Origin of the sequence: Rhodanobacter ginsengisoli (assembly GCF_042657065.1) — a bacterium.
GTDB classification, from domain to species: Bacteria; Pseudomonadota; Gammaproteobacteria; order Xanthomonadales; family Rhodanobacteraceae; genus Rhodanobacter; species Rhodanobacter ginsengisoli.
Map to the genome: position 1 here is coordinate 117,872 of NZ_JBHSNF010000004.1, position 21,821 is coordinate 139,692.

The 21,821-nt window shown below is 67.9% G+C and carries 17 protein-coding genes; 8 read left to right on the plus strand and 9 right to left on the minus strand.

The window, feature by feature from the left end; genetic code table 11:
- Positions 1-15: 15 nt before the first annotated feature.
- Together coxB and ACFPPA_RS16645 are read right to left on the minus strand one after the other, a co-directional pair.
- Positions 16-969 (minus strand): cytochrome c oxidase subunit II, encoded by a 954-nt coding sequence (gene coxB / locus ACFPPA_RS16640; RefSeq protein WP_377321949.1) that lies wholly within the window; start codon positions 967-969, stop codon positions 16-18.
- A complete protein-coding gene (locus tag ACFPPA_RS16645; protein WP_377322240.1) occupies positions 966-1,430 on the minus strand; it encodes a DUF2244 domain-containing protein in 465 nt (154 codons plus the stop codon). Before ACFPPA_RS16645 ends, coxB begins: the two co-directional genes overlap by 4 nt.
- A gap of 239 nt (positions 1,431-1,669) precedes the next feature.
- Between ACFPPA_RS16645 and putA the strand changes: the two genes are divergently transcribed.
- From putA to ACFPPA_RS16665, 4 genes are all read left to right on the plus strand, one after another.
- Positions 1,670-4,825: a bifunctional proline dehydrogenase/L-glutamate gamma-semialdehyde dehydrogenase PutA gene (gene putA, locus ACFPPA_RS16650; protein ID WP_377321951.1), complete on the plus strand. Its 3,156-nt coding sequence runs from the start codon at positions 1,670-1,672 to the stop codon at positions 4,823-4,825.
- Between the two features lie 99 nt (positions 4,826-4,924).
- The gene (locus tag ACFPPA_RS16655) at positions 4,925-6,340 is read left to right on the plus strand and encodes a coniferyl aldehyde dehydrogenase (protein WP_377321953.1); all 1,416 of its coding nucleotides are present in this window, start codon (positions 4,925-4,927) and stop codon (positions 6,338-6,340) included.
- Positions 6,341-6,438: 98 nt separating this feature from the next.
- Positions 6,439-6,732: a YcgL domain-containing protein gene (locus ACFPPA_RS16660; RefSeq protein WP_377321954.1), complete on the plus strand. Its 294-nt coding sequence runs from the start codon at positions 6,439-6,441 to the stop codon at positions 6,730-6,732.
- A gap of 82 nt (positions 6,733-6,814) precedes the next feature.
- Positions 6,815-10,267 carry an ankyrin repeat domain-containing protein gene (locus ACFPPA_RS16665; protein WP_377321956.1) on the plus strand — a complete coding sequence of 1,151 codons (3,453 nt, stop codon included), beginning with the start codon at positions 6,815-6,817 and terminating at the stop codon, positions 10,265-10,267.
- Between the two features lie 14 nt (positions 10,268-10,281).
- Here the strand turns inward: ACFPPA_RS16665 and ACFPPA_RS16670 are convergent, their stop codons facing one another.
- The 4 genes from ACFPPA_RS16670 to bioD all read right to left on the minus strand — a co-directional run bounded on the left by ACFPPA_RS16670 (position 10,282) and on the right by bioD (position 15,691).
- Entirely contained in the window at positions 10,282-12,108 is a 1,827-nt protein-coding gene (locus ACFPPA_RS16670; RefSeq protein WP_377321958.1) for a monovalent cation:proton antiporter-2 (CPA2) family protein, read from the minus strand.
- A 153-nt stretch (positions 12,109-12,261) separates the two neighbouring features.
- Complete coding sequence (gene dcp, locus ACFPPA_RS16675) at positions 12,262-14,469, minus strand: peptidyl-dipeptidase Dcp (protein ID WP_377321960.1); 2,208 nt, start codon at positions 14,467-14,469, stop codon at positions 12,262-12,264.
- A gap of 141 nt (positions 14,470-14,610) precedes the next feature.
- A complete protein-coding gene (locus tag ACFPPA_RS16680; protein WP_377321962.1) occupies positions 14,611-14,958 on the minus strand; it encodes a hypothetical protein in 348 nt (115 codons plus the stop codon).
- Between the two features lie 55 nt (positions 14,959-15,013).
- Positions 15,014-15,691, minus strand: a complete 678-nt coding sequence (gene bioD / locus ACFPPA_RS16685; protein WP_377321964.1) for a dethiobiotin synthase — start codon at positions 15,689-15,691, stop codon at positions 15,014-15,016.
- Between the two features lie 272 nt (positions 15,692-15,963).
- Here bioD and ACFPPA_RS16690 point away from each other — a divergent pair, with 272 nt between their 5' ends.
- Positions 15,964-16,692 (plus strand): hemerythrin domain-containing protein, encoded by a 729-nt coding sequence (locus ACFPPA_RS16690; protein ID WP_377321966.1) that lies wholly within the window; start codon positions 15,964-15,966, stop codon positions 16,690-16,692.
- A gap of 10 nt (positions 16,693-16,702) precedes the next feature.
- On the opposite strand, the gene ACFPPA_RS16695 is transcribed toward ACFPPA_RS16690, so the two are convergent.
- Together ACFPPA_RS16695 and ACFPPA_RS16700 are read right to left on the minus strand one after the other, a co-directional pair.
- The gene (locus tag ACFPPA_RS16695) at positions 16,703-18,058 is read right to left on the minus strand and encodes a GAF domain-containing protein (protein ID WP_377321967.1); all 1,356 of its coding nucleotides are present in this window, start codon (positions 18,056-18,058) and stop codon (positions 16,703-16,705) included.
- Positions 18,055-18,555 (minus strand): hypothetical protein, encoded by a 501-nt coding sequence (locus ACFPPA_RS16700; protein ID WP_377321968.1) that lies wholly within the window; start codon positions 18,553-18,555, stop codon positions 18,055-18,057. Before ACFPPA_RS16700 ends, ACFPPA_RS16695 begins: the two co-directional genes overlap by 4 nt.
- Positions 18,556-18,716: 161 nt before the next feature.
- Here ACFPPA_RS16700 and ACFPPA_RS16705 point away from each other — a divergent pair, with 161 nt between their 5' ends.
- Positions 18,717-19,208 (plus strand): GAF domain-containing protein, encoded by a 492-nt coding sequence (locus ACFPPA_RS16705; protein ID WP_377321970.1) that lies wholly within the window; start codon positions 18,717-18,719, stop codon positions 19,206-19,208.
- 93 nt (positions 19,209-19,301) lie between these two features.
- On the opposite strand, the gene yihA is transcribed toward ACFPPA_RS16705, so the two are convergent.
- Positions 19,302-19,961, minus strand: a complete 660-nt coding sequence (yihA, locus tag ACFPPA_RS16710; RefSeq protein WP_377321972.1) for a ribosome biogenesis GTP-binding protein YihA/YsxC — start codon at positions 19,959-19,961, stop codon at positions 19,302-19,304.
- Between the two features lie 199 nt (positions 19,962-20,160).
- Between yihA and ACFPPA_RS16715 the strand changes: the two genes are divergently transcribed.
- The gene (locus tag ACFPPA_RS16715; protein WP_377321974.1) at positions 20,161-20,859 is read left to right on the plus strand and encodes a c-type cytochrome; all 699 of its coding nucleotides are present in this window, start codon (positions 20,161-20,163) and stop codon (positions 20,857-20,859) included.
- Between the two features lie 68 nt (positions 20,860-20,927).
- Complete coding sequence (locus ACFPPA_RS16720) at positions 20,928-21,794, plus strand: thiol:disulfide interchange protein DsbA/DsbL (protein WP_377321975.1); 867 nt, start codon at positions 20,928-20,930, stop codon at positions 21,792-21,794.
- Positions 21,795-21,821 lie beyond the last annotated feature (27 nt).

Here is a 21,821-nt window from a genome sequence, read left to right on the forward strand (position 1 = left end):
CGTGAACGGCGTGGATCAGCCCTGCGCGCGGTTGACCGGGGGGGTGACGACCTGGGCGGAAGCGGGTGCCGCGGCAGTCGATGCCGGCGCCGGCGCCGCAGCGGGTGTCGCAGCAGGTGCCGCCGACGTCGCTTCCTGCTCGGCCAGCCACTTCGCGAAGTCGGCCTTGGACTTGGCCACCACCACGATCGGCATGAAGCCATGATCCTGGCCACACAGCTCCGCACACTGGCCACGATAGGTGCCAGGCGTCTTGATGTTGGTCCAGGCGGCGTTGACGATGCCCGGAATCGCGTCGAGCTTCCAGCCGAGCGCCGGCACCCACCACGAGTGGATCACGTCGCCGCCGGTGATCACGAAGCGGATCTTGGTGTCGACCGGCACCACCAGCGGCTTGTCGACGTTCAGCAGGTAGGTATTCTCGTCACCCACCTTGACCGCGTACGGGTCCATGCCCGAGCCGAGCTGGCGGGTCTGGTCGCTCTGCGTGTCGAGCTTGGACATGAAGCCGACCTTGTCGATCGGCTTGCCCAGGTAGCTGACGTAGTCGTAACGCCACTTCCACTGGTATCCGGTGACCTTGACGGTCATCTGCGAGCCGGTGGTGTTGGCCCACGAGGTGAGTCCGCCGGTGGCCAGGTAGGCCAGCACCACCAGGATGATCACCGGCACGGTGGTCCAGACGATTTCCAGCTTGGTGTTGTGCGACCACTTCTCGGCCACTGCCCCGCGCGATTTGCGGAAGCGGAACATCGCGATGAACATCGCACCGAAGACCAGGATGCCGATCACCACGCAGACGCCGAGCGAGATGTTGTTGAGGTGGTACGGCACGTCCGACCAGGTGCTGGCGCCACGCTCCATGTTCAGCTGCCAGGGTCCGGGGGCGGCCTGAACCACACTGCCGAAAGATGCAAGGACGAAGCTCGCCGCTGCCATGAATGATCGCCTGATACCGCCAGATGTCATGTCTTGCACCTTTGTTGAACCTGTTTGCGTGGCTGTCCGTTGAAATCGGCCAGCAACACCTTGAGTTTCTTCGACAGCTCGACGCGCTCCTGTTCCGCCAGGAACTCGCCGATCTCCAGATTACGGCCATGCGATGACAGCAGCAGGCGTTGGTGACCATTCCCCGCCTCCAGCAACACGCGCACCCAGTACGACGGGAAACGCACGCAGCGCCGGCTCGGCAGCAACCGCACCTCCAGCGACGATTCGTCGAGGGTGATGCGCTCACTGCGGTCGCCGGCCCGCCAGGCCACGCCCAGGGCGTAGCTGATGGCGGCGGATTCCACCAGGGCAAACAGCGGAGCAAACACGTTCCCCTGCCACGCCCCCAGTCCTGCCGTTGTCAGCGCCAGAGCCACCAGAACCATGATCAATCGACGCAACCCGCGCCGGCTGAGCGCGCGATTGGGCTTGAGCCACATCGTCACGCAGGGCAAGCCGGCGGTAGCTGGTCGAAGCACGATCATGGGGATCCGGCGTGCCTGGAACGTCGGAATGATAGGCTGCGGCGAGGCGTCGGGCAAGAATGTCGCATCCGGCTGATCTGGATCAAGGCGATTGGGCGATCCGTCACGCGACGTACGGATGCGTGTGGGCACGGCCACCGCGTACAATCGCGCGTTCACTTATCGCGCATGCAGTGTCCCTGCCGAAAACCCCCGTGACCCAGCCCATTCTCAGTCCCGAACTCCCCACCGACATCACGCCGGCACGTGCGCGCATCACCGCGGCGTGGCTGCGTGACGAGACCGAAGCGGTCAACGACCTGCTCGACCAGGCCGACCTGCCGCCGGACGAACGCGAGCTGGTGATCGAGCGTGCCGCCGCGCTGGTCTCCCGCGTTCGCTCGCGCGTGAAGGACCAGAGCGTGGTCGAGTCGTTCATGCGCCAGTACGACCTGTCCAGCGAGGAAGGCGTGCTGCTGATGTGCGTGGCCGAGGCGCTGCTGCGCATTCCCGACAGCACCACCGCCGACAAGCTGATCCGCGACAAGCTGGGCGACGCCAACTGGCGCAAGCACCTGGGCCGCAGCGAATCGCTGCTGGTCAACGCCTCCACCTGGGGCCTGATGCTGACCGGCCAGCTGGTCAACCTGACCGACGGCACCCATCAGGATTTCGCCGGCGCGCTGCGCCGGCTGGTGACCCGCATCGGTGACCCGACGATCCGCGTGGCGGTACGCCAGGCCATGCGCATCATGGGCTACCAGTTCGTGATGGGCCGCACCATCGGCGAGGCTCTGGATCGTGCCGCGAAGAAGGAAAACGCGCCCTACCGCTATTCGTACGACATGCTCGGCGAGTCGGCGGTCACCGCGCGCGGTGCCGAGCGCTACCAGCAGGATTACCGCAACGCGATCGCCGCGCTCGGCCAACGCGGGCCGTTTGCCAGCCACACCGATGCTCCGTCGATCTCGGTGAAGCTGTCGGCGCTGTTCCCGCGCTACGAAGTGGCCCAGCGCCAGCGTGCGCGCCAGGCGCTCACCGAGAAGCTGCTGGAGCTGTCGCAGCTGGCGATGAAGCACGGCATCGCGCTGTCGGTCGATGCCGAGGAGGCCGACCGGCTGGAGCTGTCGCTGGACATTCTCGGCGACGTCTTCAAGCATCCCTCGCTGGAGGGCTGGAACGGCCTGGGCATCGTGGTGCAGGCGTATGCCAAACGCACCCCGTTCGTGATCGACTGGCTGGTCGAGACCGCGCTGGCCGCCGGGCGTCGCTGGTACGTGCGGCTGGTCAAGGGGGCCTACTGGGACGCCGAGGTGAAGCGGGCGCAGGAACAGGGCCTGGCCGGCTACCCGGTGTTCACCCGCAAGCCGAACACCGACGTGTCCTACCTGGCCTGCGCACGGCGCCTGTTCAATGCGGGCTCCGAACTGATCTACCCGCAGTTCGCCACCCACAACGCCCACACCATCGCCGCCGTGCACCACCTCGCCCAGGGCCGGGTGTTCGAGTTCCAGCGCCTGCATGGCATGGGCACCGACCTGTATGCCGAGGTGATCGGCAAGAACAGCTTCAACGTGCCCTGCCGCGTCTATGCACCGGTCGGTTCGCATCAGGACCTGCTGCCGTACCTGGTGCGCCGCCTGCTCGAGAACGGCGCCAACACCAGCTTCGTCAACCGCGTCGTCGACGAGAGCCTTTCGCCACGCGAGCTGGTCGCCGATCCCTGCCAGACCGTGCGCGGCTTCGACTCCATCCCGCATCCGCGCATCCCGCTGCCGGCCAATCTCTACGGTGAACTTCGGAAGAATTCCATGGGCGTCAACTTTGCCAACGACAACGAACTGAATGACCTCGCCGCGGCGGTCAACGCCCAGCATGGTCCATGGACCGCCGGCCCGCTGGTCCCGGGTGCCAGCAGCGGCGGCGCCACGGTCGAGGTCACCGATCCATCCGACCGTCGCCGCGTCATCGGCAGCTACGTCACCGCCGACCAGGCCACCGTGGACCTGGCGGTGGCCAACGCAGCCGCCGCACAGGAACGCTGGAACACGCTGCCGGTGGCCAATCGCGCCGCCATGCTGGAATACGCCGCCGAGCAACTCGAGGCACGCCGCGGAGAGTTCATCGCGCTGTGCGTGCGCGAGGCCGGCAAGAGCCTGCCCGACGCGATCGCCGAGATCCGCGAGGCGGCGGATTTCCTGCGCTACTACGCCACCATGGCGCGCCGGCTGTTTGCCGAACCCGAGCAGCTGCCCGGCCCGACCGGCGAGACCAACCAGCTGTTCCTGGGCGGCCGCGGCGTGTTCGTGGGGATCAGCCCGTGGAACTTCCCGCTGGCGATCTTCGTCGGCCAGGTCAGCGCCGCGCTGGCCGCGGGCAACACCGTGCTGGCCAAGCCGGCCGAGCAGACCAGCCTGATCGGCTACCTCGCCACCCAGCTGCTGCACGAAGCGGGCATTCCGAAGGACGTGCTGCAATACCTGCCCGGCGACGGCCCCACCGTGGGCGCCGCCCTGACCCGCGATCCGCGCGTGGCCGGCGTGGTGTTCACCGGCGCCACCGAGACCGCCTGGGCGATCAACCGCGCGCTGGCCGCGCGCAACGCCCAGATCGCCGTGCTGGTGGCCGAGACCGGCGGCCAGAACGCGATGATCGCCGACTCCTCGGCGCTGCCCGAGCAGATCGTCAAGGACGTGATCGCCTCGGCGTTCCAGTCCGCCGGCCAGCGCTGTTCGGCCGCGCGCGTGCTGTACATCCAGGAAGACATCGCCGACAAGGTGATCACCATGCTGGCCGGCGCGATGGCCGAGCTGAAAGTCGGCGATCCGGGCCTGCTCTCCACCGACGTCGGCCCGGTGATCGACGAGGACGCCAAGGCGATCCTGGTCGCCCACGCCGAGCGGATGGACAAGGAGGCGAAGAAGATCGCCGAGGTGCCGATGGATCCGGAGCTCACCGGCCACGGCACGTTCTTCGCGCCGCGGGCGTACGAGATCCCCTCGCTGTCGATGCTGCATCGCGAAGTGTTCGGCCCGGTACTGCACCTGATCCGCTTCAAGGCCAGCCAGTTGAAGGAAGTGGTCGACGAGATCAACAGCACCGGCTACGGCCTGACCCTGGGCATCCACAGCCGCATCGACGCCACCGTCGACTACATCAGCCGGCATGCGCGCGTCGGCAACTGCTACGTCAACCGCAACCAGATCGGCGCCGTGGTCGGGGTGCAGCCGTTCGGCGGCGAAGGCCTGTCCGGCACCGGCCCCAAGGCCGGCGGTCCGCACTACCTGCTGCGCTTTGCCGGCGAACGCACGCTCACCATCAACACCACCGCCTCCGGCGGCAACGCCTCGTTGCTGACCATCGGCGAATAAGCCCCGGACCGATGCGCCGGCAGGCGCATCGGCCCCTGCAGCCATCCCGATGTCCGCTGCATCGGGCTATGCTGCGGGCTCAGACGTGGGTGAGATGACATGACGACCGACAACGCATCCGATCTCATCGCGCAGCTGCAGTCGATGCGCGCCGCGCAACGACGGCAGCCGATGCCGGATTGGTCCACCCGAGCCATCCGCCTGCGGGCGCTGGAGACGATGCTGCGCGACAACCGCGCCGGCATCACCGAAGCGATCAACGCCGACTTCGGCTGTCGCCCGCGCCAGGAAACCGAGCTGCTGGAACTGTTTCCCAGCCTGTCGGCGATTCGCCACGCGCTCGCCAAGGGCCGGCGCTGGATGAAGCCGCGCCGCCGCCTGGCCGACCTGCTGTTCCTGCCCGGTCGCACCGAGCTGCGGCCCCAGCCGCTGGGCGTGATCGGCATCATCGTGCCGTGGAACTACCCGCTGTACCTGGCCGTCGGGCCGCTGGTCGACGCGCTGGTCGCCGGCAACCGCGCGATGGTGAAGATGAGCGAGTTCACGCCGCGCTTCTCGGCCCTGTTCGCCGACCTGGTCGGGCGCTATTTCGAGGCCGACGAGATCGCCGTGATCAATGGCGACGCCGCAGTGGCCCAGGCGTTCTCGTCGCTGCCGTTCGACCACCTGCTGTTCACCGGCTCCACCACCGTCGGCCACCACGTGATGCGCGCGGCCGCGGCCAGCCTGACCCCGGTCACGCTGGAACTGGGCGGCAAGTCGCCGGCGATCGTCGGTCCGGGGGCGCGCTTCGAGCATGCGGTGGAGCGCATCATGCTCGGCAAGCTGGTCAATGCGGGACAGACCTGCATCGCGCCGGACTACGTGCTGCTGCCGCGGGCGCGCGTCGCCGAGTTCATCGAGACCGCCCGGCGGATCGTCACCACGATGTACCCGCAGCTGGCCCGGAGCACCCAGTACGCCAGCATCGTCTCCGATCGCCAGTACCAGCGCCTGGTCGCCCTGCGCGATGCCGCGGTGGCCAGTGGCGCCCGGGCGCACGCGCTCGGCGACGCGGCGGACGACCCGGAGCGCCGGCTGCTGCCGCCGCAACTGCTCAGTGACGTCGACGACGACATGAACGTGATGCAGCAGGAGATCTTCGGCCCGTTGCTGCCGCTGCTGCCGTATGACTCGCTGGAGGAGGCGATCGCCTATGTGGCGGCGCATCCGCACCCGCTGGCGCTGTATCTGTTCGAGCAGGATCGCGCGCTGATCGACCAGGTGCTGGCCCAGACCGTCGCCGGCGGCGTCAGCGTCAACGACACGCTGTATCACATCGCCCAGCACAACCTGCCATTCGGTGGCGTGGGGGCCTCCGGCATGGGCGGATACCACGGCGAAGCCGGTTTCCGCACCTTCACGCACCTCAAGCCGGTCTTCCATCAGGCCCGCTTCAACGGCGTCGGCCTGCTCAATCCGCCCTACGGCGCACGCTTCAGGCGCATGCTTGAACTATTCTTGAAGCGCGGTTGAACCGGCGGCTCCGAACCGCCGCGGTCCCGCCGCACTGCTGTTACCCTCACGAACGCCGCGGGGCCGCGCCCCGTCAAGCCTTCCCAGCAGGTGCCGCCATGCCTTGTTACGTCTATGCCAGTCTGCGCAAGATCGACAGCTACGTGTGGCTGGCGCAGCGCGACGGGTTCGATGTGTTGCCCGAATCGTTGCTGCTGCTGCTGGGCGAACTGCGCTTCGTGATGGAAGTGCACCTGGACGAAGCGCGCAAGCTGCCGGTCGAGGATGCCGAACAGATACTCGAGCATCTGCGCACGCAGGGCTGGCACCTGCAATTGCCGCCCCAGGAGACCCTGGCCACCGCCAACCATCCGGTCTACACGCACTCCCCGCAGAGTGATCACGACGACTGACTCGCACCTCGCCGGTGCACGCTGTCCCCATGGTTAACACTTGGTTACCGTCTGCCATGCCAACGATTTCTATACTGTCGCCATGAACCAGCCCAAATCACGTCGCCGCCCCCCCTTGCTGCAAGCGCTTGCCTGGTTCATTCCGGGTCTGCTCGCGGTCGCCGTCGCCGGATCGACCACCCATCCGCTGACCCTGCTGCCGTTGCTGCTGGCCAATGCACTGACCATGGCGGCGATCTGCCACGCGATCGGCTTCGATCCCGAACCGCGTTTCGGCCGCACCGTGCTGCGCCGGGGCGCCGCGCACCTGGTGATGTTCAGTGGCTACGCCGCGCTGGTGTTCCTGCTGGTCGCCTGGCCGATGCTGCAGTTGAGCCAGACGCCCAGCCTCAGCGCATCGCTGCTGCTGGCCGCGGCGCTGGTGCTGGCGCTGGTGGCGCTGTGGCGGTTGTGGCCGGCGTTCGGCCTGGTGTTCGTGTGGGACGACGCCTATCCGCAGCAGAGCGATGGCTCGTGGATATTCACCGCAACCTTGCGCAGCATCGCGTTCGGGCGGCATCTGTCGCGCGAGGAGCGTTTCTTCAGTCATTTCCTGCCGGCCGCCTTCTCCCTGCTGGTGCTGGCCTTCGGCGCGATCGCACTGACCGGTCTGGTCGGCATGCTGCCGTCCGAGCTGCGCATCGCGGCGCTGGTCCTCTACGGCTTCGTGCTGCTGCCGCTGGGCTGTCTGGTCATCGCCAACCGGACGCTGCGCGCCTTGCTCTGCGAAAAGCACCGGCCACGCCGGCGCAGCGACCTCGGACCGCCGTCGGCGAGCACTGCGGCCCATACCCCGCGTCCGATATTGAGCGAGCAGGAACGCACCGCCGGCAGCCCCGAACAGGCCGCCTCGCTGCTGGCGGCCACCCGGGATGGGGATATCGAACGCGCGCTGGCCCTGCTCGAGGTCGGTGCCGACCCCAACACCGCACCAGCCGACGACGAGCGTGACCAGCGCCCGGTCCTGATGCTGGCCGCGCTGCTGCCCGACACCCGCCTGCTGCGCGCCCTGATTGCCAGGGGCGCGGACGTGAATCGCGCCAGCGGCGGCATCACCCCGTTGCTGGCGGCCACCCGCGACAGCTGGCACGGGCGCGCCGAGGCCGTGCTGACCCTGCTCGCCAACGGCGCCAGCCCGCTGGCCACCGACGGCGATGGCAATACCGCCCTGCACGGCGCCGTGCTCAGCGGCGAACCCGGCGTGGCGGCGATGCTGCTGGATGCTGCGGCGCCGATCAACGCGCTGAACCAGGCCGGCATCAGTCCGCTGGCCAGCGCCTGCCATGCGGCCAACTGGCCACTGGTGAAATTCCTGCTGGAACGTGGCGCCAAGCCGACGCCCGCCGAGGGTGAGCCCGCGCTGGTGGCCGCTGCCGGCATCGCCGACGACGACGCGACCGGGGTCAAGCTGCTGCTGAAGCACCGTGCCGCGATCAATGCCGTCGATGCACGTCATCGGCATGCCTTGCTGAGCGCCGCCGCCGAGGGCCACGAGCAGATCGCCCGGGTCCTGTGCGCCGCCGGCGCCGACGTCAAGCTGGCCGATCGGCACGGCACGACTGCACTGATGGAGGCGGCGCGTGCCGGCGCCAGCGGTATCGTGCAACTGCTGGCCGAGGCACAGCCCGATGCGCGGGTGCGCGATCAGCACGGTCGCGACGCGCTGACCCTCGCCTGCCAGTCGCCGCATGCCGACGGCGAAACCGTCGGTGCCCTGCTGGCACTGGGTGCGGAACCGAAAACGCCGGGCAGCGATGGCCGCAGCGCGCTCGATCACGCCGCCGCTGCCGGCCGCTGGGATCTGGTCGCCCTGCTCGATCCGGATACCCCGCTCCCGACCAGCCTCAGCCAGGATCTGCTGGCCGAAGGCGCCGATACGCCGCGGCACCTGCTCGACGCGCTGCGCTTCGGGCACTGGGCGATCGTGTCCGGTTTTGCCGAGCGCGTACGCGAATGGCCGCAACCCCAGCTGGCCCAGCTGTATCTGGATCTGGCCGCACCGGGTCTTGCCGCCGGTCGGCGCTGGCTGCTCGACCACGGCCTGGATGCCGAGGCGCGGCTGGAAGCGCCGCAGGTGGATGACGCCGAAACCGCCGAGGCCCCCGTGCTGCCGCCACCGGGCCGGCGCCTGTTCGACGCCTTGCTGCAACAACTGCCGGATTCGACCGAAGCGTTGGAGGATCTGCTGCAAGCCGGCGCCTCGCCGGCCGGCGCCGGCCTGCTGGCCCTGGCATTGTCGCGCCTGGGCGCCGCCGCCCAGGGCGCGGCGTTGCCGTTGAACCTGCTCGAACGCGGCGCCGACCCGTTCGGACCGGATGCGCGCGGACGCACGCCGCTGCATCTGGCTGCGATCAACGGGCAAAGCGAACTGCTGCATGCCCTGCTGGCCCGCGGCTGCGATCCGAACGCGCGCGACCGCGACAACCGAACGCCGCTGTTCGCCGCGCTCGAACACGGGGCACAGGCGTTGCCGCTGGTGCGTGCGCTGATCGCCCATGGTGCCAACCCGGAAGCAACCGATGCCAACGGTGAAACCCCGTTGGGGCTGGCACTGGAACACCCGGCGGTGGAGCGCTGGCTGGACTGGCGCGACTGGCCGCGGCCACACCGTCCGTTGCGCCCCAGCGACCTGCCGGCCGCTGCCGCCGCCGGTGCGCTGGCCACGGTACAACGCCTGCTGGAACTGGGCTTCGCCGTCGATACCCAGGATGACCAGGGCGCCTCGGCCCTGCTGCGCGCGTGCGGCGCCGGTCATCGCGAGGTGGCCGCCTGCCTGCTCGAGGCCGCCGCCGATCCCGCTCTGCCCGCCCGCAGCGGAGTGACTCCGCTGGCCGCCGCCGTCGCGGCGCGACGCGAAGCGCTGGTCGCCCTGCTGCTGCAACATCGGGTCGCCGTCGATCAGCGCCTGCCGAACGAGGCGACCGCTCTGATGGTGGCCGCGGCGATGGGCTATCCGGACATCGCCGAACAGCTGCTGGATGCCGGCGCCGACGTCAACGCCGTCGACGCCGCCGGCCGCAGCGCGCTGCATGCCGCGGCGCAGTTCGGCTTCGAGCACAACGACAGCCTGCGCGCGCGGCGCCAATTCGACGGCCTGCTCAAGCGCGGCGCCGACGTCAATCGCGCGGACAACGAGGGCAAGACACCGCTGCTGCTGCTGCTCGGCGCGCAATTGCCTCCCGGCAGCGACTGCGATGCCACCCACCTCGGGGCTCTGGTGCCGGTACTGCTGGAAGCCGGTGCGAAGGTGGAGCATGCCGATCAACGCGGGGTCACCGCCTTGCATGCCTGCGCCATGCATGCGCTGCTGCCGCCGGCACGCGTGCTGCTGTCGCGCGGCGCCGATCGCCATGCCGCCGACGGCTTTGGCCGTACCGCCGCCGATGTGGCGCGACAGCTGGGCTTCATCGACATCGCGCATGAGCTGGCCGCCCGTGTCGGTGCGATCCCCAGTGTGCGGCAGACCCTGCGGCAACCGGCCCAGCCGGCCGACTGAGCCGGCTGCGCGGATCAGTCCGGGCGCACGGGCTCGGCCAGGTCTTTTTCGCGGGCACGTTCGGCGCCCGGCTCGGCATCGGCCTCGAACAGTTGCTGCAAGTCGACCAGCGCATCGCGGGTGCTCTGGATCAACTTGGTCTCGTCGTCATAGACCAGCGCCTGTTTCTTCAGCAGATCCTCGTCGTAACGGCGGAAGCGCTCGACCCGGTCGGCCGCCCGCTCCGGCGAAAGACCCAGCGCCTCCAGCGTCTTGCGGGTCATCTTGAGACTGGAATGAAACGTCTCGCGCACCGGGTCATCCACCCCCATATCCATCAACCGGAACACGTGCTGGCGGTTGCGTGCGCGCGCCACGATCTTCAGGTGCGGGTAGTGCCGCCTGACCAGTCGCGCAGTGCGCAGGTTCGCCTCCGGGTCGTCGGTCGCCAGCACGAACACCTCGGCCCTGGCGGCCTGCGCCGCGCGCAACAGCTCCGGCCGGCCCGGATCGCCGAAGAACAGGTTGATGCTGCCGAAGCGGCGCGAGACATCGACCTGCTCGGCCGAGTGCTCCAGCGCCACGAACGGAATGCCCTGCGCGCGCAGCACACGGGCGATGATCTGGCCGACCCGGCCGAAGCCGGCGATGATCACCCGCGGCGTATCGGCGTCGATGTCGTCGAACTCGCGCCCGGGCTTGCGCGGATGCACGTTCAGCGCCTTCGCCGCCAGCACCACCAGCAGTGGGGTCAATGCCATGGTCAGGGTGATCGCCAGCACCAGCGCGTCACGCTGGCCCACCCCGATCAGCTGCTGCTCGGCCGCCTGCCTCAGCACCACGAAGGCGAACTCGCCGCCGCAGGCCAGCAGCACGACCAGGCGCAGGGTATCGGAACGGTTGAGCCCGCCCAGCAGGCGGCCCAGCGGCCACAGCAGCAGGCCCTTGAGCAGCAGCAGCGCCGCCACCAGGCCGAAGATCAGGCCCGGCCGGTGCAGCAGCAAGGACAGGTCCATCGACATGCCGACGCTGATGAAGAACAGGCCCAGCAGCAAGCCCTTGAACGGCTCGATATTCGATTCCAGCTCGTGCCGGTATTCCGAATCGGCCAGCAGCATGCCGGCGAGGAACGCCCCCAGCGTGGCCGAGACCCCGGCCAGCTCCATCAGCCAGGCGACCCCCATCACGACCAGCAGCGCGGTGGCGGTGAAGACCTCGACCGAGTCGGCACGGGCCACGAAACGGAAGACCGGCCGCAACAGGTAACGACCACCCGCCACCACCGCCACGATCACGCCCACCGTGCGCAACACGCCGAACAGTTCGAAGTTCTGCGCGTTCGAGGACGCCAGCAGGGGCACCGCGGCAATCAGCGGAATCGCGGCCAGATCCTGGAACAGCAGGATCGAGAATACCTGGCGCCCGTAGGCCGAACCCGCTTCCTTGCGCTCGGCCAGGATCTGCAGGCCGAATGCGGTAGAGGACAGCGCCAGGCTGCCACCGACGATGGCCGCGGCCTTGCCGGTGAGGCCGACCAGGAAATATGCCGCGGCCCCGATCGCCACGCAACTGGCCAGCACCTGCAGCAGGCCGGTACCGAATACCGAGCGGCGCATCACCCACAGCCGCTGCGGCGAGAGCTCCAGACCGATCACGAACAGCATCAGCACCACGCCGAACTCGGAGATCGCGGCAACCCCGCCGGTCTCGCTGACCAGCCCCAGCAGTTGCGGGCCGATCACCACGCCGGCCAGCAGGTACCCGAGCACCGCGCCGAGGCGGAACCGCTTGGTCAGCGGCACCGCGATCACCGTGGCGAGCAGGAACACCACCGCGGTCTGCAGGAAATGATGGCTGTCCACGTGCGCCGCTCCGATTCGGGAAGACGGATTATTCCACGCGAGCGGTGATCGCACGGCATGCACCGGCGATTTCAGTGGTCGGCCCCAAAAATGGATCAGGCCCGCACGAGGCGGGCCTGATCTGCAGCGGGCGGAGCGTCGGGGAAGCGCCGATTATTTCTTCGGCACGTCCTTCAGGCCCCGGTTCTCCAGCATCGGCTCGATGCTGGGTTCCTTGCCGCGCCAGTCCTTGTACATCTTCGCCAGCTCCTCGGTGTTGCCGCGCGACAGGATCATGGCGCGGAAACGGTCGCCATTCTCGCGGGTCAGGCCGCCATGGTCCTTGAAGTCGACGAACGCATCGTCGGCCAGCATCTCGGTCCACAGGTAGGCGTAGTAACCGGCCGCGTAACCGTTGCCCCAGATGTGCTGGAAGTAGCTGGAACGGTAGCGCGGCGGCACGTAGCTGAGATCGATGCGATCCTTCTTCAGCGCGGCAGCCTCGAACTTGTCCGCGTCCTGCAGCGGCGCATCCGCACCCAGCGTATGCCAGTTCATGTCGAGCAATGCGGCGCTGACCAGTTCGGTCATGTCGTAGCCCTTGTTGAACTTGCCGGCGGCCTTGATCTTGTCGACCAGCACCTGCGGCATCGGCTCACCGGTCTTGTAGTTCTTCGCGTAGTGGGCGAACACCTTCGGATCGGTCGCCCAGTGTTCGTTGAACTGCGACGGGAACTCGACGAAATCGCGCGCCGTGTTGGTGCCGGACAGGGTCGGGTACTGCTCGTCGGCGAACATGCCGTGCAGCGCATGGCCGAACTCGTGGAACATCGTGATCACGTCGTCGAACGACAACAAGGCAGGCTGGCCGGCGGCCGGCTTGGTGAAGTTGGTGACGTTGAAGATCACCGGCTTGGTCCCGAGCAGCTTCGATTGCGCCACCAGATTGTCCATCCAGGCACCGCCACCCTTGTTGTCGCGCTTGAAGTAGTCGGTGTAGAACAGCGCCAGCGACTTGCCGTCCTTGTCGAACACCTCGTACACGCGCACGTCCGGCTGGTACACCGGAATGTCCTTGCGCTCCTTGAAGGTCAGTCCGTACAGCTGGTTCGCGGCATAGAACACGCCGTTTTGCAGCACATCGTTAAGTTCGAAGTACGGCTTGATCTGGCTCTCATCCAGGTCGTACTTCGCCTTGCGCACCTGCTCGGCGTAGAAATTCCAGTCCCACGGCTGCAACTTGAAGCTGTGCTGCTTCAGCGCCTTCTGGTCCTTGTCGATCTGCGCCTGGATGTCCTTCGCCTCGCGGTTGGCGCGAGCCGTGACCGCCGGCACCAGCTGCTGCATGAACTTGAGCGCCGTCTCCGGCGTCTTCGCCATCTGGTCGTCCAGTTTCCACGCCGCGTAGTTCGGGAAGCCCAGCAGCTTCGCCTGCTCCGCCCGGACCTGCGCCAGTCGCTCGATCGTCTTGCGGGTGTCGTTGGCGTCGCCCTGCTCGGCACGGTTCCACGACGCCTCGAACAGCTTCTGACGCGTGCCGCGATCGCTCAGATCCTGCAGCTCGGGCTGCTGGGTGGTGTTCTGCAGGGGCAGCACGTACTTGCCGTCCAGCTTGCGATCCTTGCCGGCCTGGATGGCCGCCGCGATCTCGGCATCGGACAGCCCGGCCAGCTTCGCCTTGTCATCGATCACCGGTGCGGCGGCCTTGGTCGCGGCCAGCAGCTTGTTGGTGAAGGCGGTGCTGAGCGTGGATTCCTCCTTGTTCAGGTCCTTCAGCTTCGCCTTGTCGGCATCGGACAGCTTGGCACCGGCATGCACGAAGTTCCTGTAGACCACCTCGATCAGGCGCTGCGACTCCGGATCGAGCTTGAGCGTGTCGCGCTGGTCGTAGATCGTCTGGACACGCTGGAACAACTTGCTGTTGAGATAGATCGCATCGCGGTGCGCTGCCAGTCTCGGCGCTTCTTCTTCCTGTACTTTCTGCAACGTATCGTCGGTGTTGGCGCTGGTCACCGCGCCGAACACCATCATCACGCGATTCAGCATGGCGCCGGATTTCTCCATCGCCACGTAGGTGTTGTCGAACGTCGGCGCATCCGGGTTGTCGGCGATCTTCTCGATCTCGGCCAGCTGCCGCTTCATGCCCTCCTCGATCGCCGGCTGGTAGTCGGCGTCGGTGATCTTGTCGAACGGCGGCGCCTGGAAGGGCAGCGTGCTGGCCTGGAAGAACGGGTTGCTGGTCATGGCGGCGGCCGATGCGGCGGTGCTGGCGGCGGCCACCGAGGCAGTCGTCGCGGGGGAGGTGGCAGCCCCGTTCGGCTGCTGCGAGCAGGCGGCCAGGACCATCGTGGTGGCAATCACTATCGGGCGGAGACGAAGCATGGAGTTCCCCAGGTGGTAAGCCCGTCATCGGGCACGGAAAGTCGGAACCTCTGACTGTACCTATCCGGCAGCCACTTTCCAAACAGCCACAAAGTTCCCCGGACGAACGAAAATATCGCGCCTCGCGGCGCGAGGGCGTGCTCAGGCCGCGCGCAGGTCGCGCAATTGCCATGCCCCGCCGATCAGCAGATGCAACCGGTGTCGCACCACGCTCATCGGCAGGTCGGTGAGCAGGTCCACCTCGGTGTGCAGGTCGGCGACCCGGGCGGTCACTTGCGCGGCCGGATCGACGGCGCCCAGGCTGCTTTCCACCGCGTCCGGATCCGGCTGCGCGGCGCGCCAGCGCTGGAACAGGCCGTCTTCGCGCAAGGCCTGCCGCAGCGTCTCGGCGAATTGGTCCGGACCGGCACCGTCCCAGGCAAACCGCGGATCGTCCCCGCGCGCCTGGGCCAGACTGGCGATCGAGATGTAGTAATGGTTGCGTGCCATGTAGCCTCCGCCGGGGCGAGAATCGAAACCTATCCAAGCACAACCGATGTGAAACTCAGTCCAGCTCCGCCAGCGCGGACGACAGCCGCGGCGCCGCCTGCGACGGCGCCATCCCATGCGGCAGTACGCCGAGGCAGGGCGCCGGCAACAGCTCGGCCAGGGTCGCCAGGTTTTCTTCCACCGCCGCCATCGCCGGATCGATCGTGTTGCCGATCCAGCCGACCAGTCGGCAGCCATCCGCCACGATCGCCCGTGCACTGAGCAGGGCATGATTGAGACAGCCCAGCCGCAATCCGACCACCAGGATCACCGGCAGTTGCCACTGCTTCGCGATGTCGGCCGCAAACAGGCCCGGCGCCAACGGCACCAGCCAGCCGCCGACACCTTCGACCACCACGGTGTCGTGCGCCGCGCGGAGCCGATCGAAGGCCGTGCGCAGGGGCTGCAGGGTGATCGTGACACCTTCCCGCGCGGCGGCCAGATGGGGTGACAGCGGGGCGCGAAGCGCCACCGGATTGATCCACTCGTACGGTTGCGGCGCGCTGCCGGCGGCCTGCAGGGCCAGCGCATCGTCGTTGCGCAGCCCCGCCGGCGTATCGACGCAGCCGCTGGCCACCGGCTTCATGCCGCAAACGTGGCCGCCCGCCGCGCGCAGCGCATGCAGCAGCGCGCAGGCGGCATGCGTCTTGCCGATGCCGGTGTCCGTGCCCGCAATGAAAACCGCGGCCGTCATCGCGTCCGCACTCGGCAACCGGTGGGTATCAGCCTGCCGGCGCGGCCGAACCTTGCTCCATCCATGCCCGTCTCCCTGACCGCTCGTGCGGTCGTGAACGACCATGTTCGGCGCGGGGCGGCAAGACCGCAAGTACAACCCGGCCACGGTCGCGGCGGCATTTAGGAAATTCTTAGGAAACCCGCAGCGAGTTTTTAGGAACCCGCTCCGGGCGGGCGGCCTAGACTGATTCCCCCGTGCTCCCGCGCACCCCACCCAACGACAGACCTCCCATGCAAAGTTCGTCATCTCTCGCCGTCGCGACGCAACCGGCCGCCGCGCGCTACAACATGTACGGTTTCATCCACAAAGCCCTGCGTGCCTTCATGAGCGACACGCTCACGCGGCTTGGCCGCATGGACGTCATGGATGCCGAGGACGTCGCCGCCAGCCTCGGGCAGACGCGCGACCTGCTGCATTTCTGCCGCGCGCACCTCGAACACGAGAACCGCTTCGTCCACCCGGCGCTGGAGGCGCGTGAGCCGGGCTCCACCCGGCGGATCGCGGGCGAACACGTCCACCACGAGGACGACATCGAGCTGCTGCTGGGTCGCGTCGACTCGCTGGAGCGCCTCGACGACGACGCAACTGCGGCCGGCGCGGCGGCTACCCGGCTGTACCGCGACATGGCGGTGTTCGCCGGCGGGAACTTCGAGCACATGGATTACGAGGAACGCGAACACAACGCGACGCTGTGGGCGCACTACAGCGACGCGGAACTGCAAGCCATCGAAGGCGCACTGGTCGCCTCGTTGCCGCCGGAGACGGCAATGCTCTCGATGCGCTGGATGATCCCGGCGATCAGCCACGCCGAACGCGTGCAACTGCTCGGTGGCATCCGTGCCAATGCCCCGGCCGAGGTGCTGTCGGGCGTGCTGAATCTGGCACGGGCCCGGCTGGACGAGCGCGACTGGAGCCGGCTGGCCGCGGCGCTGGAGTTGTCACCGGTCGGGGTTGCCTGAGGACGCTGGATCAGGACCGCCCGCCGGCGGATACGTCGAGCAGCTGCAGCGGTCGTTTCACGCACAGGCGGAACCGACCTCGTCCGGTCTTCTCGATGCGCACGCAGGCGGCGCGCTCGACCAGCCGGCGCTGCAGCAGGATCAGCCGGGCTTCGAGGTTGTCGCTCAGATCCGGCAACCGTATGCGCGGATCGACGCGCAGCTCGCGGTTGCAGAACACACTGCGCTGTCGTTCGACGTGGTCGCGCAGCAGCGCCCACAGGATCGCTCCGGCCACCCCCTTGATCAGGTAATCGTCGCCGATGAACACGCTGTCGTTCTCGGCGTAGTGACGCACGCTCACCGGCACGCCGGCGAGCGGAGAAGCACACTCCCCCGCGTTCACCGGCTCGCCCGCCGCCTCGCCGTCGTCGCGGAACAGGTTGATCGCCAGGCCGAGCTGGCTCGCCAGTGTCACCAGCGCGTCCTCGTCGTCGTAGGTGAAGCGCAGATCCTGCGGACTCTCCACATACAGCACGCCATGCAGGCGGCGGCAGGCGGTGATCGGCACCGCCAGCTGGCTGCGGGATTCGGCCAGCCCGGGCAGTGGAATACCGGTTTCCAGCTGCGCGGCCGAGTCGCCCTGCGAAACGGCGTCGCGGATGGCGCGGCCGTAGGCGTATTCGCCGGTCATGTGGGCGATGCGGATCGGGGTCCCCTCGCGCGCGGCGACCCCGATGACGCCCTCGCCCAGCGGAATCTCCGAGCCGATGCCGGAGGACTCGTAGCCGCAGCTGGCCAGCGTGAACAGCTTTTCGCCGCCACCGTCCAGCAACAGGATCATGGCGTGCCGTATGTCGAAGTCATCCTGCAGCGAGCGCAGCGTCGCCTCCATCAGGCTCTCCAGGTCGACCGCTCCCGCCAGCCGCTGCGCACTTGTCCGCAGCGCCGCCAGCAGGCTGCCGCGCGCGGGCGGCGGCGGAAGCGCGGCGCCTGGCAGCAGCTCGATCGCCAGCACCCGATAGACATCCGAGCCCTTCAGGCGGAACACCCCGCTCATGCCGGTATGCGAGGCGATGCCGGCGAGCTTTGCCCGCATGCGCTCGAACAGCGGCCCTTCCATCTCGGTGCGCAGATAGTGCAGCGACAGGCGGTACATCGCCGCCGTTCGGGGATCGATCAGCAGCAGCCGGGCCTGCGGATTGGCAAGGATGTTGCGCCGGGTCTTGTTGAAGAACTGGAAGGACAGCGCGAGGTGCTCGCCATCGATGTATTCGATCTGCGACAGGTAGGCCACATTGGGCGTGCCATCCGGCGCGCAGGTGGCCATCACCCCGGGGATGCTGCCCTCGAGGCATTCGCGAATCGCATCCAGCGCGGGCTTCATGAGGCCTGTGGCAATGGCATGCCCGCCTCGGGGCCCGGGGTCTGCACGAACGCGGTGCCGAGCGTGAATTCGATCGAGACCATCTCGCCGGTCGCCCCGGCAAGCAACGCCCGGGTCATCACCTCGCTGACCCCGATCCGCGCCAGCTCCGTCACCATCGCGTCGCGATAGGCCGCGATGCGGGCCGGATCACCCCGGCGTAACGGCACGATGGCGGCATCGTCGCCCTTGAGCTGAAGCGAGCGATGGCTGCTCGGCTCGGTGAACACCACCGCGATGCGCCCATTCTGGCGAAGATCGGCAAGCAGTTCGACCGCCTGGGCGGTCACCACGAAGAGGCGGATCGTGCGTCGGTCGCGTGCCACCCGGCAACCCTGTGCGCGCACCAGATCAGGCCGATTGCCCGCGTTGCGCGCGGACACGATGATCGAGACACCGCCGGCGATGAAACGGGCGTTGTCCGCATCGATGACCGTCGGGGCGATGGTCGAGGGCATGAGTGGTCACATGCTGGGCATGGCCCCGAGCTTACGACGACGGCAAACCATCACGCCATAGCGGGCGGCAACGGTCTGCAGCGATCGCCCCGGCACGTCAGATCGACCGGGCCGCCCGGCGCCGACGCATAATATGCAGCTTGTTCCCCGGGTCCCACACCATGTTCGAAGTCAAATCGACAACCTACGCCAGCAAGCGCGAGCACTACGACGACCTGATGCAGCAGGCCCGCGGCCTGCTCGCCGGCGAGCCCGACCTGATCGCGAACGCGGCGAATTTCAGCGCGCTGGTCTACCACAGCCTGCCCGAGCTCAACTGGGCCGGCTTCTACCTGTTCGACGGCAACGAGCTGGTGGTCGGCCCGTTCCAGGGCAAGCCCGCCTGCATCCGCATCGCGCTGGGTCGTGGGGTCTGCGGCACCGCCGCGCAGAGCCGCGAGACCCAGCTGGTGCGCGACGTCAACGCGTTCGAAGGCCACATCGCCTGTGACGCCGCCTCGCAATCGGAGATCGTGGTGCCGCTGGTCACCTCCGACGGTTCGCTGCTGGGCGTGTGGGACGTCGACAGCCCGGTCATCGACCGTTTCGACGAAGACGACCGCGCCGGCATGCAGGCGCTGTGCGCGGTGTTCATGGAAGCCGTGCGCGGCTGACCCGGTTCGATTTGTGGGAGCGACTTCAGTCGCGATGCCTCTACTGATCACCGGTCAAGAGCATCGCGACTGAAGTCGCTCCCACGGAAACATTCAGCGTTCGTGCCCCTGATGGGCCCCTTCGCGCGGCTGCCGCAGCAGGCTCATCACCGCCTGCCGCGCCTCGTCCACGCCGGTGCCGGCCGAGGAGGAGAATATCTGGGCGGTGGCGTGCAGGCCCTCGGCCGCGAACTGCTTGCGCAAGGCCGCCAGCGCCTGGGTCGCCTGGCCGCGCGAGAGCTTGTCGGCCTTGGTCAGCAGCAGGTGACACGGCAACTGGGTGGCGAAGCAGAACTCCAGCATCAGGCGATCGAATTCCTTCAGCGGATGGCGGATATCGACGATCAGCACCAGCCCGCGCAGGCTGCGGCGCTGGTGCAGGTAGGCGTCGATCTCCAGCTTCCAGTGCTCGCGCATCTCCAGCGGCACCTTGGCGTAACCGTAACCGGGCAGGTCGATCAGGCGGATGTCCAGCGGCGGCTCGCCGTCGACCTGAGTCGGCGGCGGCAGGCTGAACGCCACCATCTGCTGGGTGCGCCCGGGCGTCTTGGAGGTTCGCGCCAGCCCCTTGTGATTGGTCAGCGCATTCAGCGCGCTGGACTTGCCGGCATTGGAGCGACCGGCGAACGCCACCTCGGCACCCTGATCGGCGGGCAACTGGCTGATGCGGTGGGCGGCAAGCACAAACTGCGCGCCTTGCAGGGGATTCGACATGGGAATGGTTTGACCAGGGTAGAGTGGCACGTGATAATTCTGGGGTTTCTGCCTGCTGCAGCCGTCGTGGCTGCCGTCATTGGCAGTCTTAGCAAGTCTCTCGGGAGTCAAGTGTATGAGTTTTCGGTCCGCTGGTTTTCGGCCCGCTGTTCTCGGGTCCGCCATAGCCCTCGCGTTTGCACTGTCCACCAGTGCACTGATGGCACAGGAAGCCCAGCCGAAGACCGATGCTCCGGCAGCGGCTGCCACCGTGGCCGGCCCGGCGAATGCGGCCAGTGCTGCACCCGCCGCTGTGGCAGCCGAAGCGGCAGTCAAGCCCGGTGATGCCACCGCGGGACAGGCCAGGGCCGCGGTCTGCGGCGCCTGCCACGGCATGGATGGCAATTCCAGTGACGCGCAATATCCGAAACTGGCCGGCCAGAACGAGCAGTACATCGTCCGCCAGCTGACCAGCTTCAAATCCGGCAAGCGCCAGAATCCGATCATGATGGGCATGGCCTCCACGTTGTCCAGCCAGGACATGCGCGATGTCGCCGCCTACTTTTCCAGCAAGACGCCGCTGCCCGGGGTCGCCGACCAGGCGCTGGTCGAGCGCGGCCAGACGCTGTTCCGCGAGGGCGATGCCACGCGCGGCATTCCCGCCTGCATGGCTTGCCACAGCATCGACGGTCGCGGCAATCCGGGGGCGATGTACCCGCAACTGACCAGTCAGCACGCGCAATACGTCCAGGCCACGCTGAAGGCCTGGCACGACGGCACGACCTGGGGCGACGACGCCCACGCGCAGATCATGCCGGCGATCGCGAAGAAGCTGGACTCCGCCGACATTGCCGCGCTGGCCAGCTACGTCGAGGGCCTGCACAGCGCCGACCCGCAGCCGGTCGCCGCCACGCCCTGACCATCAACCGCGCGCCGGCCATCTGGTCGGCGCTGTCGGTTTTACGTCCCATCGATTCGAGGTCCGTCATGTTGAAGCGTCTGCCGATCCTGTGTGCCGCCCTGCTCGCCCTTGCCGCCTGCAGCCATGACAGCGACACCGGCGGCGCCAAGCCGGCCACACCGAGCGCTGCCAGTACCGCCGCCGCTCCCGCGGCGAGCGGCAGCGTGGCACCGGCCAGCACCACCACGACAGCCGCCGCCGCGGTAGCCGCCAGCGTGGCAACCGCTCCGGCCGCCAGTGCGGCGCCGGCGGTGACCGCCGCGCCATTCGTCGACGATGGCAAATGGGTCGCGGGCAAGAACTATTTCGTGATCGATCCGGCCCAGCCGACCAGCCATCCCGGCAAGATCGAGGTGACCGAGGTGTTCTCCTACGGCTGCCCGGCGTGCAATGCGTTCCACTCCACCGTGGACCGGATCGCCAAGAGCCTGCCGGCAGGCGCGGTGATGAACTACCTGCCGGCCTCGTTCCGCCCGGACGAGAACTGGCCGGTGTACCAGCGTGCGTTCTACGCGGCGCAGGTGCTGGGTCTGGTCGACAAGACCCAGGATGCGATGTTCGACGCGGTCTGGAAGAGCGGCGAGTTGTCCACTTACGACCTCAAGGGCAGCGGACTGAAGCCGAAGGAAGCGTGGCCGACGATCGACGACATCGCCAGGTTCTACGCCAAGTACGGCGCCGATCCCAAGGAATTCGTCGGCATCGCGAACTCGTTCACGGTCAACACCCGGATGAAACGCGCCGATGACCTGATCAAGGCTTACGGGGTAACCGGCACGCCGACCATCATCGTCGACGGCAAGTACCGGCTGGACACCACCTCGGCCGGCAGCTATGCGCAGACGATCGAGCTGACCCAGTGGCTGGTGGCCAAGGAAGCGGCCGGCAAGTAAGCCGGTTCGGTCAATCTGCCCCACCCG

Coding starts and splice junctions, on each gene's coding strand:
- dcp (WP_377321960.1), bottom strand. CDS start 14,469: ATGCTTCGTCTCCGCCCGATAGTGATTGCCACCACGATGGTCCTGGCC.
- ACFPPA_RS16645 (WP_377322240.1), bottom strand. CDS start 1,430: ATGTGGCTCAAGCCCAATCGCGCGCTCAGCCGGCGCGGGTTGCGTCGA.
- ACFPPA_RS16680 (WP_377321962.1), bottom strand. CDS start 14,958: ATGGCACGCAACCATTACTACATCTCGATCGCCAGTCTGGCCCAGGCG.
- ACFPPA_RS16720 (WP_377321975.1), top strand. CDS start 20,928: ATGTTGAAGCGTCTGCCGATCCTGTGTGCCGCCCTGCTCGCCCTTGCC.
- ACFPPA_RS16695 (WP_377321967.1), bottom strand. CDS start 18,058: ATGAAGCCCGCGCTGGATGCGATTCGCGAATGCCTCGAGGGCAGCATC.
- ACFPPA_RS16700 (WP_377321968.1), bottom strand. CDS start 18,555: ATGCCCTCGACCATCGCCCCGACGGTCATCGATGCGGACAACGCCCGT.
- ACFPPA_RS16705 (WP_377321970.1), top strand. CDS start 18,717: ATGTTCGAAGTCAAATCGACAACCTACGCCAGCAAGCGCGAGCACTAC.
- ACFPPA_RS16660 (WP_377321954.1), top strand. CDS start 6,439: ATGCCTTGTTACGTCTATGCCAGTCTGCGCAAGATCGACAGCTACGTG.
- ACFPPA_RS16690 (WP_377321966.1), top strand. CDS start 15,964: ATGCAAAGTTCGTCATCTCTCGCCGTCGCGACGCAACCGGCCGCCGCG.
- ACFPPA_RS16665 (WP_377321956.1), top strand. CDS start 6,815: ATGAACCAGCCCAAATCACGTCGCCGCCCCCCCTTGCTGCAAGCGCTT.
- yihA (WP_377321972.1), bottom strand. CDS start 19,961: ATGTCGAATCCCCTGCAAGGCGCGCAGTTTGTGCTTGCCGCCCACCGC.
- ACFPPA_RS16655 (WP_377321953.1), top strand. CDS start 4,925: ATGACGACCGACAACGCATCCGATCTCATCGCGCAGCTGCAGTCGATG.
- ACFPPA_RS16715 (WP_377321974.1), top strand. CDS start 20,161: ATGGCACAGGAAGCCCAGCCGAAGACCGATGCTCCGGCAGCGGCTGCC.
- coxB (WP_377321949.1), bottom strand. CDS start 969: ATGACATCTGGCGGTATCAGGCGATCATTCATGGCAGCGGCGAGCTTC.
- bioD (WP_377321964.1), bottom strand. CDS start 15,691: ATGACGGCCGCGGTTTTCATTGCGGGCACGGACACCGGCATCGGCAAG.